Below are 15928 nucleotides of genomic sequence, written 5' to 3' on the forward strand. Positions count from 1 at the left end.
CAGCTTTTTTTGTTGAAAAATGGTAACCCAATATAATTTTTTAATATTATAAGATTGTATGTAACATCTTTATTACTAATCCCTACTTATATTAAAATCTATATAAACTGATCACAGATATTATCTTTGCAGAAAACCTGTACCTATGTATAAAGAAACTCTATTCCACTTCCTTGCCTTCTTTGTATGCTGCCTCTCGTATGCACAGACTTATGAGGTCCAATACACCAGTTCATCCAACGGAAAAGTTCTTACTGAGCAGTCCCCTACTCTTGTCTGGGCAGATGGTAAAGAAAATTTTATTCTGAATAATACAATCCGGGAACAGAAAAGTGACTATCCGTTTGAGATCACCAAAGTTGAAAAACCTTCTAATATAATCGTTTCTTATGCTTTCCTCAAGCCGGGAGAAATTATTTCGTCTTCAGATAAAGAATCCATAGGAAAACAGAACTTTGAGCTAACTAACGAAACAAAAAAAATATTAGGCTACTATTGTAAAAAAGCAGTCACAAAAATCAATTCCAATATGATAGAGGTTTGGTATACCAATGATTTAAAGATCAATGGCGGACCTTCTGTTTTGGGACAAAATTTAGGATTTGTTTTAGAGATTGAAAGAAATAAAAATTCACTGATGACTGCCAGCTCGATCAAAAAGGTTAAAAAAGCGGAGATTGATCATATTATAAAAGGTTCCGTATCGTCTACTGACCTGTTGGGCTACAAAGATCTTCTTTGGAAAAGCCGTTTTACCACTTTGAAAGTTTTCGAAAATGAAACGATCAATTTTTCAGAGGAATCAAAATCAACTGAGGCCGTTAAAAAGTTTGCTAACGGAACCATTATCCTTAAAAAAATAAAATTCCCAGTAATTAAAGAAGGTGAAAATATTTTTGTTGAAGTTAAACAACAATCTAATGGTGATGCCTACGACAGAACGGGAACTGTATTCTTTATTCCTCAGGATAAAGCTTCTTCTTTTTTTGACGGACTTGAAAAAGGAGCTAAAACACTTCCTGTCTATGACAACGGAAACGGAAAGCAATATTATGGGGTAACAGCTACCGAAAATTACAGTCCCGCTGTAGAAATGATGCGCTTTTTTACGGCTTTCGGAATTCAGAAATTCAACCATATCCAATTGAAAGGAAAAGACTGGCAGACCATTAGTCCGTACCGTCAGGATATTACAGAACTAAAACCTTCTCTTTCTGAAAAAGAACTTTGGGTTGGAGCTTTCATCGGAAATTACGATAAGGGCGGTCATAAAGTGAGCCTTGAGATCACCATTCATAAAAGCGATCAGACTGTTTACAAAAACAATACGGCTATTCCTCTTTTCAATACTTTAAATATTATGGAAATGGCCGGTCAGGATTATTCAACCATGTTTAATCAGGATAAAGGTCTTTTTGTAGAATTTACATTAAAAAAGGATCTGAAAAATGCTCAACTGAGATACATCACCACCGGACACGGAGGCTGGGAAAACGGGGATGAATTTGTTCCTAAAACCAATTCTATATTCCTTGACGGAAAGAGGGCATCTTCTTTCGTTCCATGGAGATCAGATTGCGGCTCGTACCGACTTTACAACCCCGCATCGGGGAATTTTCCGGATGGGCTTTCTTCATCAGACCTCAGCAGGTCCAACTGGTGTCCCGGGACTGTTACAAACCCTAATTTCATTCCTCTCGGAGATCTGAAAGCCGGAAAACACACCATACAGGTAAAGATCCCTCAAGGGGCTTCGGAAGGCACAAGTTTCAGTTCATGGAATGTTTCAGGTGTTCTGTTAGGGTCCCAATAAAACAAAACCTTCTTGCAAAGAGAATTGCAAGAAGGTAAAAACACAAATGATGAAAAAAAATTATTTCGAGCCACAAAGTAAGGGCTAAAATTCAAATAATAAATTACCATATATTAAGTATTATTTCATTTTAATTTTGTATAGAATAATAAACCACTTTATGGCCCGGCGAAAAAAATCAATTAAATACGCAATAATCGGCACGAATAGTTAATTTTATTCATTAAAATAAATTATTAAGTTAAAAATATTAACTTTTATTGATTTTTTATTGTTATTTTTAAACATCAAAGCTAATTTTGCTTCAAATAAGTAACAATATGTGTGGAATAGTATGTTTGTTTGACGCCAAACAAAAGACTGAAATATTAAGACCTCAGGTCTTAGAAATGTCAAAAAAAATCCGTCACCGCGGTCCGGACTGGAGCGGTGTCTTTCAGGATGACAAAGTAGTATTTTCTCATGAGAGGCTGGCTATCGTAGATCCTACTTCAGGAAAACAGCCTTTATTCACCAAGGACGAAAAAGTAGTTCTTGCAGTGAACGGGGAAATCTATAACCATAGAGAACTAAAAGAAGAATTTCCTGATTTCGAATTTCAAACTCAATCAGATTGCGAAGTGATCCTGGCACTCTATAGAAAGTACGGAAAAGATTTCATTGAAAAACTTAACGGAATTTTCGCATTTGCCCTTTATGATATAGAGAAAGGAATCTATCTGATCGCCCGTGATCACATGGGAATCTGCCCGCTTTACCAGGGATGGGATAAAAACGGAAACTTCTACGTTGCTTCTGAATTAAAAGCATTGGAAGGCATATGCAAAACGATTGAAACATTCCTTCCGGGACACCTTTTATACAGTCCGGATGGATCGGAACTTCAACAGTGGTACAAAAGAGACTGGGAAAGTTTTGACAACGTAAAAGACAACGAAACCGATATTGCCCAAATAAGAAAAGGCCTTGAAGACGCAGTTCACAGACAGTTGATGAGCGATGTTCCTTATGGAGTTCTCCTTTCCGGAGGATTGGATTCATCTGTGATTTCAGCAGTTACTGCCAAATTTGCAAGACAGAGAGTGGAAAGCGGAGATACCCAGGAAGCCTGGTACCCGAGACTTCACAGTTTTGCGGTAGGACTGGTAGGATCTCCTGACCTGGCCGCAGCAAGAAAAGCAGCAGACCATATCGGATCCGTACATCATGAAGTTAATTTTACTGTTCAGGAAGGACTGGATGCTGTACGTGACGTGATCTATCATCTGGAAACTTACGATGTAACAACCATTAGAGCTTCTACGCCAATGTATCTTTTGGCAAGAGTGATCAAATCCATGGGAATCAAAATGGTTCTTTCAGGAGAAGGTGCAGATGAGCTGTTCGGAGGATACCTGTATTTCCATAAGGCTCCGAACGCGAAAGAATTCCACGATGAAACGGTAAGAAAATTAGGCAAGCTTCATTTATATGACTGCTTAAGAGCCAACAAAGCATTGATGAGCTGGGGAATTGAAGGAAGGGTTCCTTTCCTGGATAAAGAATTTATGGACATTGCCATGAACGTGAATCCAAAAGACAAAATGATCAACGTTGCAGAAGGAAAAATAGAAAAATGGGTATTAAGAAAAGCGTTTGAAGATGTTCTTCCGGAATCTATTATCTGGAGACAGAAGGAACAGTTTTCAGACGGTGTGGGATATTCATGGATCGATACCTTAAAAGAAGTTGCTGAAAAAGAAGTGACTGATGAAATGATGACGAACGCCAGATTCAGATTCCCGCTGAACACCCCTCAAAACAAAGAAGAATACCGTTACAGAACAATTTTTGAAACGCATTTTCCAAGTGAAACTGCAGCAGCAACAGTTCCTTCGGTACCTTCTGTAGCCTGCTCCACGCCTATCGCCTTAGAATGGGATGAAGCTTTCAAAAAAATGAACGATCCAAGTGGAAGAGCGGTGAAAGTGCATGAAACATCATACGGAAGTGAAGCATAAATGATAAGTGAAAAGTGATGAGTGAAGAATATCAATCCTGAAATCCACTCTCTCACTTCTCGTCTCTATCTTCTAATCTTTAGTCTCCAACACTGAAAATTTTATCAATCCTGTAGCCATACAGGATTTTCTTTTGAATAAACGTTAATAATATAATATAATTTAACTGACAATCAAAAATAATATCCAAGAAATAATTATATTTGGACAACGAAAATATCAATTATAAAAAAATGAGAAGAAATCTTACTGTTTTATTTGCCTTACTATCCATCAGTTTTGCTTTCGGACAGGGAAAATATGGCAAATACTTAAATTCAAAAAAGCTTGCTTTATCTTATAAGACTGTAAAAGATCAGGATAAGGACGACTATTATCAGCAGTTCTACTGGCTGGTAAAAGCGGAGCAGCTGAAAACGTATCCTCACCTTAAAGATGTAAAACCTATTGTTTTATATGAGTTCGTGAAAAAAGTAAATCCTCAGAATCCTACCAAAAAATTGGATGACAGAGGAAAAGAACTTAGAGCAACGGCAGAATTATCTTTAAATCAATATTTTAAGAATAAAAAATTCGAAAACAATTCGGTTTTGATGTACAATCTTGAAACCTATGTGGATCCATCCAAAGGACAGTTTTATACGAAGGTAGATCCTGAAAAGATCAAGGAGCTGGTTCCTAAGGAATTATTTGCCTTCAATTCTTTAAACAGAAATTTAGGAGAAGAAAAAACTTATTATTTATGGATCAACAAGAAAAAAGATGATTTAAATATTATAGACATCATTCCTAATGAAAAAGAAGACAAAGATTTTTACGTAAGGTTAAAACAGTATCTTCCAAGCTATAAGTTCTCTAAATATGTTCCGACTGTGAAAAAAGGGACCAAATCAGATAAGACGGATGTTGATTATTATTACATCATGCCGTTCGAACAAAACACTGATAATATCGAGTACAAAACAAAAGATTTCAAAACCTTCATCTTAAGCCAGTACAGAAAAGCCGGCAACGAATGGAAAGGAGTAGAAAAACCTAGAAAATAAATTGAAAAGTCCTGTGAAAATTCACAGGACTTTTTTAATTTTATACTAAATTCTTTATCTAAGGATCAGACTGTTTAAAAAACAGGAATTTCTTACCCTATAAATAAATCTGAAAATCATTGGATTTCCAGTCTACAACGAATGACAGAAACAAACCCGCAACAAACCTCTGTAAAAAAAATACTTCCATTAATTCTGGCCACAGCTATTTTTATGCAGATGCTGGATTCCACCATCCTCAACACTTCCCTGCCCTCTATTGCCAGGGACCTTCATGAATCTCCGCTCAATATGCAGAATGCCATCATCAGCTATGTTCTGACCCTGGCCGTCTTCATGCCTGCAAGCGGTTTTCTGGCCGACCGGTTTGGAACGAAAAAAGTTTTTATTTTTGCATTGATGCTTTTCAGTTTAGGCTCACTGTTCTGTTCCATGTCGCAGAATCTTACCCACTTGGTTATTTCCAGAGTCATTCAGGGTGTCGGAGGAAGTTTGATGACTCCTGTTGGAAAACTTGCATTGATCAAGACTTTCGATAAAAGTGAATTACTGAAAGCGATGAACTTCGCCATTATTCCGGCACTGATTGGACCCGTACTCGGTCCCTTGGTCGGCGGTTATATGGTAGATTATCTTTCATGGCACTGGATTTTTCTGATCAATATTCCGATCGGAGTTTTAGGAATTATTTTAGGGATTAAATATATGCCCGATTACAAATCCACCGATGTTGATTTCGATTTAAAAGGATTTTTAATTTTTGCAGCCGCATCACTTCTGCTCTCCATTTCACTGGAGCTTTTCGGAGATATGCAGAACATTAGCCCGGTCCTTTTTGTATTTATTCTTGGCTTTTTATTCCTTTACTATTATTATAAGCATGCAAAAAGAGGTGGAAATCCTATTTTCCCGTTAGATCTTTTTCAGGTAAGAACTTTCCGTGTAGGCATTGTCGGAAACCTGGCGACCCGTTTAGGAATCAGCTCCGTTCCTTTATTACTTCCTCTGATGATTCAGATTGCTTACAAACAGTCGGCGGTGACTTCCGGATGGATCATTGCTCCCATGGCTCTCACCGCTATATTCGGGAAATCATCCGTTATTAAAATTTTAGATAAATATGGCTACCGACAGACCTTAATGGTGAATACCTTCATCATTGGAACCCTGATCTGCCTTCTTGCCATTCCTAATATTCATACTTCTTTATACTGGTTCATCCCGATTATTGCCATATTGGGCTTTTTCAACTCAATCCAGTTTACTTCGATGAATACGATTTCCATTGCAGATCTGAGAAACTTCCAGACCAGCAGCGGGAATTCATTGATCTCAGTTAACCAGCAATTGGCGATCGGTTTCGGAATCGCTTTCGGGCTTATTGTTTTAAAATTATTTGAAAATTCCAATATGATCGAAGGTGAAATTCATAATGCCTTCCGCTACACCTTCCTCACCGTAGGAATATTAACCATTATCTCGGGGTTTGTTTTCAGAAGACTTCATATTTCGGATGGTAAAAACATGAAATCTAAAGAAGATTAAGACGGAATCTTCTTTCGCCATTTTTCCCTTTTACGAACTTAACACAGATCAATGCATCTGACTCTTCTCTACCGTACTTTTGTTATATAAAATTCACAATATTATGACAGCGAAAAAAGTAGAAATCGTAGTAGCGCCAAAACCAGCCCATTTTGTAGGAGATGGTTTTAGGGTTCATAATTTTATACCGGGAGTACAAGGATTAGATATGAAAAGGATGGACCCGTTTATTATGCTAGATTATAATTCAAAATTCCATTTCAACGGTTCAGAAAGACCAAGAGGCGTGGGTGTCCATCCTCACAGAGGTTTTGAAACCGTAACCATAGCGTATCAGGGCAAAGTAGAGCATCATGACAGCGCCGGAGGAGGCGGAATTATAGGCGAAGGCGACGTACAGTGGATGACCGCAGCAAAAGGAGTCCTTCACAAAGAATACCATGAAACCGAATGGTCTAAAAAAGGCGGTATTTTCCAGATGGTCCAGCTATGGGTGAATCTGCCAGCAAAAGATAAAATGAGCTGTCCGAAATACCAGGCTATAGAAAATGGTTCTATGGAGCGTGTTGATTTGGGTGAAAACGGCCTTGTGGAAATCATCGCCGGAGAATATAACGGACACAAAGGTCCCGCAGAAACTTTCACTCCTTTGAATATGATGAATGCTAAATTAAAAGCAGGTGGAAAAGCTGAGTTCAGTTTTCCGGCCCATTTTAATACAGCAGCATTGGTCATTGAAGGAAGCATTACGGTAAACGGAGAAGAAAAAGCAGCATCAGATCATCTTGTGTTATTTAAAAATGAAGGCGAAGCGTTCAGCATTGAAGCTCATGAAGATTCAATAGTCCTGATCATCAGTGGAGAACCTATTAATGAACCCATCTATCCACACGGACCTTTCGTGATGAATTCAAGAGAAGAAATTAAGCAGGCTTTTGAAGACTTCAACACCGGAAAGTTCGGTTATCTGGAAGATTAAAGAATTAAATTTATCTTAATCTTACATTATCCCTTTTTTATTAACTTTATATACTTCTGTTTGGTGAACCAAAGACGTACGTTTCAAACCATTTTACGTCTTTGTGATCTGCCAAGCGACTTACAATACAAAATTTATGAAACCAGAATTTGAAAGTATACCTCTTGTAAAAGCAGGAAAAAGATTCGAAATAGAAATCAACGGACATTTCGCATTTATCGATTACCGTGAAATGGGCCACCAGATCGCTTTGATACACACAGAAGCAGAGCCTGAACTGGCAGGAACGGGTGCCGCTGTGGCTGTTGTAGAAAAAACATTGGCTTATATTGAAGAAAATAACAAAAAACTTCTTCCGTTCTGCCCTTATGTTTTTGCCTACATCAAAAAGCATCCGGAATGGAAACGTATTGTTGATGAAAGATTTGAAGGATACGACAAACTGTAACCATACACCCAAAGATCTATTTCATTAACTTAAACAGAATTCAAAACATTACTTTATTATGTCAAATATCGGACTTATCATAGAAGAAAAAGCAGCAGATATAGGAAATTTTCTGGTGGGAAGACTTCTTCCTTTCCGTGAAAAAAGAGCAGTTGGACCTTTTGTCTTCATCGATCATATGGGACCTTCCGAGCTGAAGGATTACCAGAACCTTGATGTTCCTCCGCATCCTCATATCGGTCTATCTACCTTAACTTACCTTTTGGAAGGATCTATTTTTCACAGAGACAGCATTGGAAGTGCAGTTGAAATAAAACCGGGAGCTGTAAACTGGATGACTGCCGGAAAGGGCGTGGTACACTCCGAGAGAACTCCTGAATATTTAAGACATACCGATAAAAGACTTCACGGATTTCAGATCTGGGTAGGTCTTCCGAAACATCTGGAGCAGACAGAACCCACTTTCTATCATATTGAGGCGGATGAGATTCCGGTATGGGAAGAAGACGGAATTCAGTATAAACTGATTGCCGGTGAAGCGTTTGGAAGAAAGTCTACAGTTCCGGTTCACAGCAAATTATTTTTTATTGAGATCAAAACCAAAGAAGCAAAAAAAATAAGCATAGGAAAAGATCTTTACGGTGAAGCAGCCATGTATGTACTGGACGGAACGGTTTCCACAGAAGGAAATACTTACGGTTCAAAACAGCTGATGATTGCTAAAGACACTAAATTGTGTGAATTCGAAATGAGTGAAAACGGTACGGTCTACCTTTTCGGTGGCGAACCTTTTGATGAAGAACGTTTTATATTCTGGAATTTTGTGAATTCAGATAAAGAATTGCTGGATCAGGCCAAGGTAAACTGGAACGATCAGAATCATGACGCATTTCCTTTGGTTCCCGGTGACGAAAAAGAATACGTTCCGCTTCCTAAGTCGATTTTAAACCGAAAATAACGACCCGTACAGATACATAAACCATGAAAATATTAGCATTTGCAGGAAGCACGTCTTCTACTTCGATCAACAGGGAACTTGTAAAATTTGTTCTGAAAGATTTTCAGAATGAGGAAATCAATCTGATCGATCTTAATGATTTTACCATGCCTGTTTTCTCTGTAGACCTTGAAAAGAAAGGATTTCCGGACGAGGCTCACCATTTTTTAAAAGAGATTGAAGAATGTGACGTAATCATTTGCTCGCTTGCGGAACACAACAGATCGTACAGTGCAGCCTTTAAAAATGTCTTCGACTGGTCTTCAAGGATCAATGTCAAGGTATTTCAAAACAAACCGATGCTTCTGATGAGTACTTCTCCCGGAGGTTACGGTGGCGGCAATGTGATGAATACGGCAAAGACATTTTTTCCGCAGTTTGCAGCAGATATCAAGGATACGTTCTCACTTCCCAAGTTTTATGAAAATTTTGATCTGGAAAGCGGCGTCATTAACCCTGATATGCTGAAGGAACTTAAGGACAAGATAGAGAACTTTAAAAACACGGTTAAAACCAATGACTAAGGGAAGACTTGAAGCTTTCAGTGATGGTGTTTTAGCGATTATCATCACCATTATGGTCCTGGAACTGAAGGTTCCGGAAGGGAGCAGCTGGGCCAGTCTCAAGCCTCTTCTACCTAGAATTCTCGCTTATATTTTCAGTTTTATTTATGTAGGCATCTACTGGAATAATCACCATCATTTGTTTCAGGCTGTAAAAAAAGTCAACGGAAGTATTCTCTGGGCCAACCTTCATCTTCTCTTTTGGCTTTCGCTGATGCCGATTGCCACGGAATGGATCGGGACGACGCATTTTGCAGAGAATCCGGTAGCGACCTATGGAATTTGTCTGATTATGTCGGCCGTAGCCTATACTATTTTAGAGAACCTGATTATCAAGGGTGAAGGTGAAAACTCCAGATTAAAAGAAGCCATACATTCAAAGTCTAAAGAATATATCTCGATTATATTTTACGTCCTCGGGATCGCCGTTTCATTTTTTTATCCCTATATTGCCATAGGTTTTTATTATATCGTGGCTCTGATATGGCTGATTCCGGACCGAAGAATCGAAAAATCATTAAAAGAAAATTGATATGGAAACTCACGAATATCCTAACGGCAGTATCACTGTCATCTGGCAGCCCCAGAAGTGCATCCACTCGGCTGTTTGCGTAAAAATGCTTCCCAAAGTCTACAATCCTAAAGACAGACCCTGGATAAAAGCTGAAAACGCAAGTCCTGAAGAACTTAAAAACCAGATAGACCAATGCCCTTCAGGCGCATTAAGTTATAAATTCAATACACAACAATAATGGCGGTAACCGTAAAAGCGAGTTTAGGAAAAACAAAATATTATACTGAGGTAACGGCCGGCGAAAACCAGATCATTACCGATGAACCTATAGATAAAGGTGGCCAGAATAAAGGTTTCAATCCACTGGAAATCTTAGCAACCTCCCTGGCAAGCTGTACTGCAGCTACTCTAAGAATGTACATCGAAAGAAAGGAGTGGGACGTGGAAAACATCAACGTAGAAGTAGAACTCGAAAATTTTCCTTTAACCAAAAGAGCTGTTTTCAAAAGAGACATCAGCTTTGAAGGCATTCTGGATGATGAACAGCTGAAAAGACTGTATACCATTGCTGATGCCTGCCCTGTTCACAAAATATTAACCAACGACATAGAAATACTAACCAAATTCTCATAATATGACCGAAGTAAAACAAAACAACGACGAGAAACACGGAAGTTTTGAGGCTTTCATAGACGGAAAACGCGCAGGAGTAATGACTTATACCTGGGCCGGAGAAGGAAGATTCATCATTGACCACACAGAGGTGGAAGAAGCTTACAACGGAAAAGGGGTAGGCAAAGAAATGCTTCTGGCTGCGGTAGATTTTGCCAGGAAGAACAACAAAAAAATTATTCCTCTCTGTCCGTTTGCCAAAGCAAGTTTTCAGAAAAGTGAGGAGCTGCAGGATGTTTTAGTGAACTAATCCTAATTTCTGCCCTTAAAATACAGGCCTTTCAGAGTTTAACATCTGAAAGGCTTTTTCTTTTTTTAACAGAACAGAAAAAAACTATATTTGCTAAAATTTAAAAATTCAGTATGAATTCAGGAACCATCCTTTTGCTATTTGTATTTATCTATTTTATCGGCCTTTTGGTGATTTCCTATTTCACCAGCCGAAATTCAGATAATCAGTCATTTTTTATTGGGAATAAAAAAAGTAAATGGTGGCTCGTGGCATTCGGGATGATAGGAACCAGCTTAAGCGGCGTTACCTTTATTTCTGTTCCGGGAACAGTCGGAAAAATGACCGGTAGTGAATATATTTTCGGAGGCTTTGAGTACTATATGATGGTGATTGGCTTTTTCATAGGATATTTTATCGTTGCTGCCATCTTGCTTCCGCTGTATTACAAGATGAATCTGACATCTATTTATACCTATTTAGGAAAGAGATTTAATGTAGAAGCTCATAAAATAGGTTCCATCTTTTTTATTATTTCCAGAGCCATTGGTGCTACGGCAAGGTTGTATTTAGTAGTTAATGTTTTACAGATCTTTTTGCTTGAAGGTTTGGGCGTTCCGTTTTGGGTTACCGCTCTCGTCCTTTTGCTGATGGTGCTTTTATATACTTTTGAAGGTGGTGTGAAAACGATTGTGATTACCGATACATTGCAGACTTCCTTCATGATTATCAGTTTAGTGGCCTGTATTGTTTATATTTTATCGAATCTTAATCTATCTTTCGGTGAGGCATACACCATTTTAGAACAGAAAAATTATACTCATTTTATCAATTTTGACCCCAATTCCAAAACATTTTTCCTTAAAACCATATTAGGGGGAATTTTCATTACCATCGCCATGACCGGGTTGGATCAGGAAATGATGCAAAAGAATATTTCTGTTGATAATCTTCAGAATTCAAAAAAGAACATGTTGACGTTTGCAGGAACTCTTCTTTTTGTTAATCTTGCCTTCCTGTTTTTAGGAGGCCTGCTCTATCTTTTTGCTTTGCAGAACGGGGCAGAATATGGATTGGCAAAATCTGAAACGGTAACCAACATTTTCGGTTTTAAAGATGCTGCGGGAAATATAAAAAATATTATGGGAGACGACCTCTTCCCAGCTTTATCGCTTCAGGGACATTTTCCGATGTTCATTTCCGTTATTTTTATTATTGGACTGATTTCAGCATTATTCCCTTCTGCTGATGGTGCTCTGACCGCAGTAACAAGCTCCTATTGTGTTGATTTACTCAACCTTAACGAAGATAAAACCAGAACAGAAAAGCAAAAAAAACATCTTCGTATGAAAGTACACTTAACTTTCACCGTCGTTTTCTTCATGCTGATTATGGTTTTTAAAGCCCTGAATGATAAATCAATCGTCTATCTGATCATGGAAATAGCCGGATATACCTATGGACCGCTTTTAGGCCTGTTTGCTTTCGGAATTTTCACCAAATTTCAGATTTCAAGAAAGTATTCAATTCTTGCGGTAACCCTTTTAGCTCCGTTGATGACCTACTTAATCAATTTATCTGTTACCACTTACACGGATTACAGAATTGGTGTGGAACTGATTATTCTTAATGGTTTGCTTACTTTTATTGGTCTATGGCTGGTAAAGAACAAACAATATTTAAAAGTAGTCTGATCAGAAAGATCATTTTAAATTTTAACTAAAGCCATTCATGATCATTTAAATTTTCACAGGGCTCTGCTCTGTCGTCTGATAACTAAAAAACTGTATGAAATCATCAATATTCTTAGCTATAGGCTTACTTTTAGGCGAATTTGTAAACGCACAAAGTGCCGTTGATTTTGCGAATCTTGCCAGATACAAAGATGACAATACGACCATTTTAAATGCGAAGAAAAAAGTGGATGCGGTCTTTATGGGTAATTCCATTACGGAAGGATGGGTAAAAAGCCATCCGGAATTTTTTTCTGAGAATAACTATGCGAGCAGGGGAATCAGTGGGCAAACCTCTTCACAAATGCTGCTGCGGTTTCAAAATGATGTGGTAGCTTTAAAACCAAAGCTGGTGATCATTAATGCAGGCACTAATGATATTGCCCAAAACACTGGCGTTTATGACCCGGACTTTACGTTCAATAATATTAAAGCGATGGCTGACATTGCCCAAAGCAACGGAATTAAAGTCATCATTGCGTCTGTACTCCCTGCCGCTGCCTTTCCATGGCGTAAGGAAATAACTGATGTCACACAGAAAGTGGATGCCTTAAACAACAGGTTAAAACAATATTCACACAACAATAAACTTACTTTCATTGATTATAACACAGCTATGCGTGATGAAAAAGGTGGTTTGCGCGAAGGTCTTTCAAAAGACGGAATTCATCCTAATTTAGCTGGCTATACCATCATGGAACCTATTATTAAAAAAGCTGTTAATAAAGCATTAGGAAAGAATTAAGATGCTAGACATCAGATTTAAGACATCAGACAGAACTTAATAACAATGAACCAACAACTAACCATTAACTCTAAATCTCTAAAACACTCTGACTCTCTAACCTATATACACTCTATTATAAACCATGAAAAAAATCATTTCGCTTTTCGTATTCGTACTCACATTCAGCTTTATGCATGCTCAGGATTTTGAGGTTTCCACTTTAAGGATAGGTCCCTACAAAATCTTTATGGAAAAAGCAGAAGCAGAAAAGATAGCGGGAACAAAATTGAAAATAACGGACGGACAGATCAAAAACAATATTAAATATAATGGAGAGCTGATCCTGGTTGATCTCTACGAGAACTATATCAGCGAAGCAAAACCTAATGTGGTGAGTATTATGGGACTGACAACCATGAGCGAAAAATTTAAAACCAAAAGCGGAATCGGAGTTGGAAATACCAAAGATGATCTGATTAATGCCTATAGAAATTATCCTAGTTTTACCGTACATCCTGCATGGGATGAAAAGGGTGAAAAGCGTCTTAAAGATACGGGATATTTCACTTTAGAAGATCTTGATGCCGGAACGCAGCTTTCTTTTAAATTTGTTAATAACATTATTACAGAAATTTCAGTATACCTTAACGAAGGCTGTTAAAATCAGTATTTCGAAGAAATAATTCTAAATCCGGATCCTAAGTCCGGATTTTTGCATTTCCGTAAGCCGTTAAAAAATTGTAAATTCGCGTGCAAATAAATCAGATATAATGAGTAAAAGTATCGAAGAGTTGAAATCTCTTACTACGCAGATCAGAAGAGACATTTTAAGAATGGTTCACGCTGTAAATTCAGGGCACCCGGGCGGAAGTTTAGGTTGTACAGAATATTTCACAGCGCTTTACGGAAAGGTAATGAACTACAGCCTTCCTTTCACTATGGAGGGGAAGAATGAAGATCATTTTTATCTTTCAAACGGACACATTTCGCCGGTTTACTATTCTACTTTAGCGAGATTTGGCTTTTTCCCGGTAGAGGAACTGAAAACTTTCAGAAAACTGGATTCAAGACTTCAGGGACACCCAACTACTCATGAGGGTCTTCCAGGGATCAGAATCGCTTCCGGATCTCTTGGTCAGGGACTTTCTGTAGCACTTGGTGTAGCTCAGGGTAAAAAACTTGATGGAGATGATTCTATTGTTTACACGCTTCACGGAGACGGTGAGCTTCAGGAAGGTCAGGTTTGGGAAGCTTTGATGTATGCTGCAGGTAAAAAAGTTGATAATATTATTTCAACAATTGATTACAACGGACGTCAGATTGATGGTGATACAGATGATGTATTGACTTTAGGAAATTTGCATGCTAAACTTGAAGCATTCGGATGGACTGTTTTGGAAGAGAAAAACGGTAACGATCTTGAAGCAGTAATTGCGATTCTTGAGAAAGCAAAAACTGAAACAGGAAAAGGAAAACCGGTAGTAATCATTCTTCATACAGAGATGGGCTATGGGGTAGATTATATGATGGGAAGCCACGCTTGGCATGGTAAAGCTCCGAATGATGAGCAGCTTGACACCGCATTCAAACAGTTATATCTGGAAGCTCCTGCTGATTATTAATCATAAATGATCGATGATAAATGGTGAACGTTTTAAATCTTAAGACCTATCATTTATCAAGTATTAAAAACTTTAGTAAAGAAAAAAATGAAATATACATATACAGAAAAAAAAGATACGCGTTCAGGATTTGGAGCTGGATTAGCAGAACTTGCCGACAAAAACCCTAATGTAGTGGCGCTTTGTGCAGATCTTATCGGTTCTTTGAAAATGGAAAAATTCATTGAAAAAGCACCGGAAAGATTCTTTCAGATAGGTATTGCAGAGGCTAATATGATGGGAATTGCTGCAGGATTGAGCATTACAGGAAAAATTCCTTTTACAGGAACTTTCGCGAACTTCTCTACATCAAGAGTGTATGATCAGATCCGTCAGTCTATCGCTTATTCAGGAAAAAATGTAAAGATCTGTGCATCGCACGCTGGTCTTACTTTAGGTGAAGACGGTGCTACTCACCAGGTTTTGGAAGATATCGGTATGATGAAAATGCTTCCGGGCATGACGGTTATTAATCCTTGTGACTACAATCAGACGAAAGCAGCTACGCTTGCTATTGCTGACTTTGAAGGTCCTGTATATTTAAGATTCGGAAGACCTACAGTTCCTGTTTTCATTCCGGAAGATATGCCTTTCGAGATTGGAAAAGGGATTATGCTTCAGGAAGGTACTGATGTAACGATTGTGGCAACAGGACACCTTGTTTGGGAATCTCTTGTAGCTGCTGACGAGCTTGAAAAAGAAGGTATTTCTTGTGAGGTGATCAACATTCACACCATCAAACCTCTGGATGAGGAAATCATCCTGAAATCAGTTGAAAAAACAGGTAAGATCGTTACAGCTGAAGAGCACAACTATCTTGGTGGTTTAGGAGAATCTGTTGCAGGAATGCTTGCGAGAAAGAGACCAACAAGACAGGAATTTGTTGCCGTAAACGATACTTTTGGTGAATCTGCTACCCCTGCTGAATTGATGAAGAAATATAAAATCGACGCTGCTGCTGTGAAAGAAGCGGTGAAGAGAATTTTAGATAAATAAGATAA

17 protein-coding genes are annotated in these 15928 nt (G+C 38.2%); all 17 read left to right on the plus strand.

What is annotated here, in order from left to right:
- Positions 1-145 precede the first annotated feature (145 nt).
- The 17 genes from NZD88_RS05510 (at position 146) to NZD88_RS05590 (ending at position 15923) form a co-directional block, all read left to right on the plus strand.
- Positions 146-1813: a GLPGLI family protein gene (locus NZD88_RS05510; RefSeq protein ID WP_259828074.1), complete on the plus strand. Its 1668-nt coding sequence runs from the start codon at positions 146-148 to the stop codon at positions 1811-1813.
- A 320-nt stretch (positions 1814-2133) separates the two neighbouring features.
- Complete coding sequence (gene asnB / locus NZD88_RS05515; RefSeq protein WP_259828075.1) at positions 2134-3813, plus strand: asparagine synthase B; 1680 nt, start codon at positions 2134-2136, stop codon at positions 3811-3813.
- A gap of 233 nt (positions 3814-4046) precedes the next feature.
- Positions 4047-4859 carry a hypothetical protein gene (locus tag NZD88_RS05520; protein WP_259828076.1) on the plus strand — a complete coding sequence of 271 codons (813 nt, stop codon included), beginning with the start codon at positions 4047-4049 and terminating at the stop codon, positions 4857-4859.
- 141 nt (positions 4860-5000) lie between these two features.
- Complete coding sequence (locus NZD88_RS05525; protein ID WP_259828077.1) at positions 5001-6404, plus strand: MFS transporter; 1404 nt, start codon at positions 5001-5003, stop codon at positions 6402-6404.
- Between the two features lie 103 nt (positions 6405-6507).
- Positions 6508-7383 carry a pirin family protein gene (locus tag NZD88_RS05530; protein WP_259828078.1) on the plus strand — a complete coding sequence of 292 codons (876 nt, stop codon included), beginning with the start codon at positions 6508-6510 and terminating at the stop codon, positions 7381-7383.
- Positions 7384-7519: 136 nt separating this feature from the next.
- Positions 7520-7831, plus strand: coding sequence for a GNAT family N-acetyltransferase (locus NZD88_RS05535; protein ID WP_259828079.1), 312 nt, complete (start codon positions 7520-7522; stop codon positions 7829-7831).
- A gap of 58 nt (positions 7832-7889) precedes the next feature.
- Positions 7890-8789, plus strand: coding sequence for a pirin family protein (locus NZD88_RS05540; protein WP_169235510.1), 900 nt, complete (start codon positions 7890-7892; stop codon positions 8787-8789).
- 23 nt (positions 8790-8812) lie between these two features.
- Positions 8813-9352 carry an NADPH-dependent FMN reductase gene (locus tag NZD88_RS05545; protein WP_259828080.1) on the plus strand — a complete coding sequence of 180 codons (540 nt, stop codon included), beginning with the start codon at positions 8813-8815 and terminating at the stop codon, positions 9350-9352.
- Positions 9345-9923 carry a TMEM175 family protein gene (locus NZD88_RS05550; RefSeq protein ID WP_169235508.1) on the plus strand — a complete coding sequence of 193 codons (579 nt, stop codon included), beginning with the start codon at positions 9345-9347 and terminating at the stop codon, positions 9921-9923. Before NZD88_RS05545 ends, NZD88_RS05550 begins: the two co-directional genes overlap by 8 nt.
- Before the next feature lies 1 nt (position 9924).
- Positions 9925-10143, plus strand: a complete 219-nt coding sequence (locus NZD88_RS05555) for a (4Fe-4S)-binding protein (RefSeq protein ID WP_169235507.1) — start codon at positions 9925-9927, stop codon at positions 10141-10143.
- Positions 10143-10538, plus strand: a complete 396-nt coding sequence (locus tag NZD88_RS05560; RefSeq protein WP_259828082.1) for an OsmC family protein — start codon at positions 10143-10145, stop codon at positions 10536-10538. Before NZD88_RS05555 ends, NZD88_RS05560 begins: the two co-directional genes overlap by 1 nt.
- 1 nt (position 10539) lies before the next feature.
- Positions 10540-10827: a GNAT family N-acetyltransferase gene (locus NZD88_RS05565; RefSeq protein WP_259828084.1), complete on the plus strand. Its 288-nt coding sequence runs from the start codon at positions 10540-10542 to the stop codon at positions 10825-10827.
- A gap of 113 nt (positions 10828-10940) precedes the next feature.
- Positions 10941-12500 (plus strand): sodium:solute symporter, encoded by a 1560-nt coding sequence (locus NZD88_RS05570; protein ID WP_259828085.1) that lies wholly within the window; start codon positions 10941-10943, stop codon positions 12498-12500.
- Positions 12501-12594: 94 nt separating this feature from the next.
- Entirely contained in the window at positions 12595-13284 is a 690-nt protein-coding gene (locus NZD88_RS05575) for an SGNH/GDSL hydrolase family protein (protein ID WP_259828086.1), read from the plus strand.
- A gap of 124 nt (positions 13285-13408) precedes the next feature.
- On the plus strand, positions 13409-13927 hold the full coding sequence (locus NZD88_RS05580) for a hypothetical protein (RefSeq protein ID WP_259828088.1): 519 nt from the start codon (positions 13409-13411) through the stop codon (positions 13925-13927).
- Between the two features lie 106 nt (positions 13928-14033).
- The gene (locus NZD88_RS05585) at positions 14034-14888 is read left to right on the plus strand and encodes a transketolase (protein ID WP_259828379.1); all 855 of its coding nucleotides are present in this window, start codon (positions 14034-14036) and stop codon (positions 14886-14888) included.
- 87 nt (positions 14889-14975) lie between these two features.
- On the plus strand, positions 14976-15923 hold the full coding sequence (locus tag NZD88_RS05590; protein ID WP_073333401.1) for a transketolase family protein: 948 nt from the start codon (positions 14976-14978) through the stop codon (positions 15921-15923).
- Positions 15924-15928: the final 5 nt, after the last annotated feature.

This window comes from Chryseobacterium pyrolae (assembly GCF_025153485.1).
GTDB lineage: Bacteria > Bacteroidota > Bacteroidia > Flavobacteriales > Weeksellaceae > Chryseobacterium > Chryseobacterium antibioticum.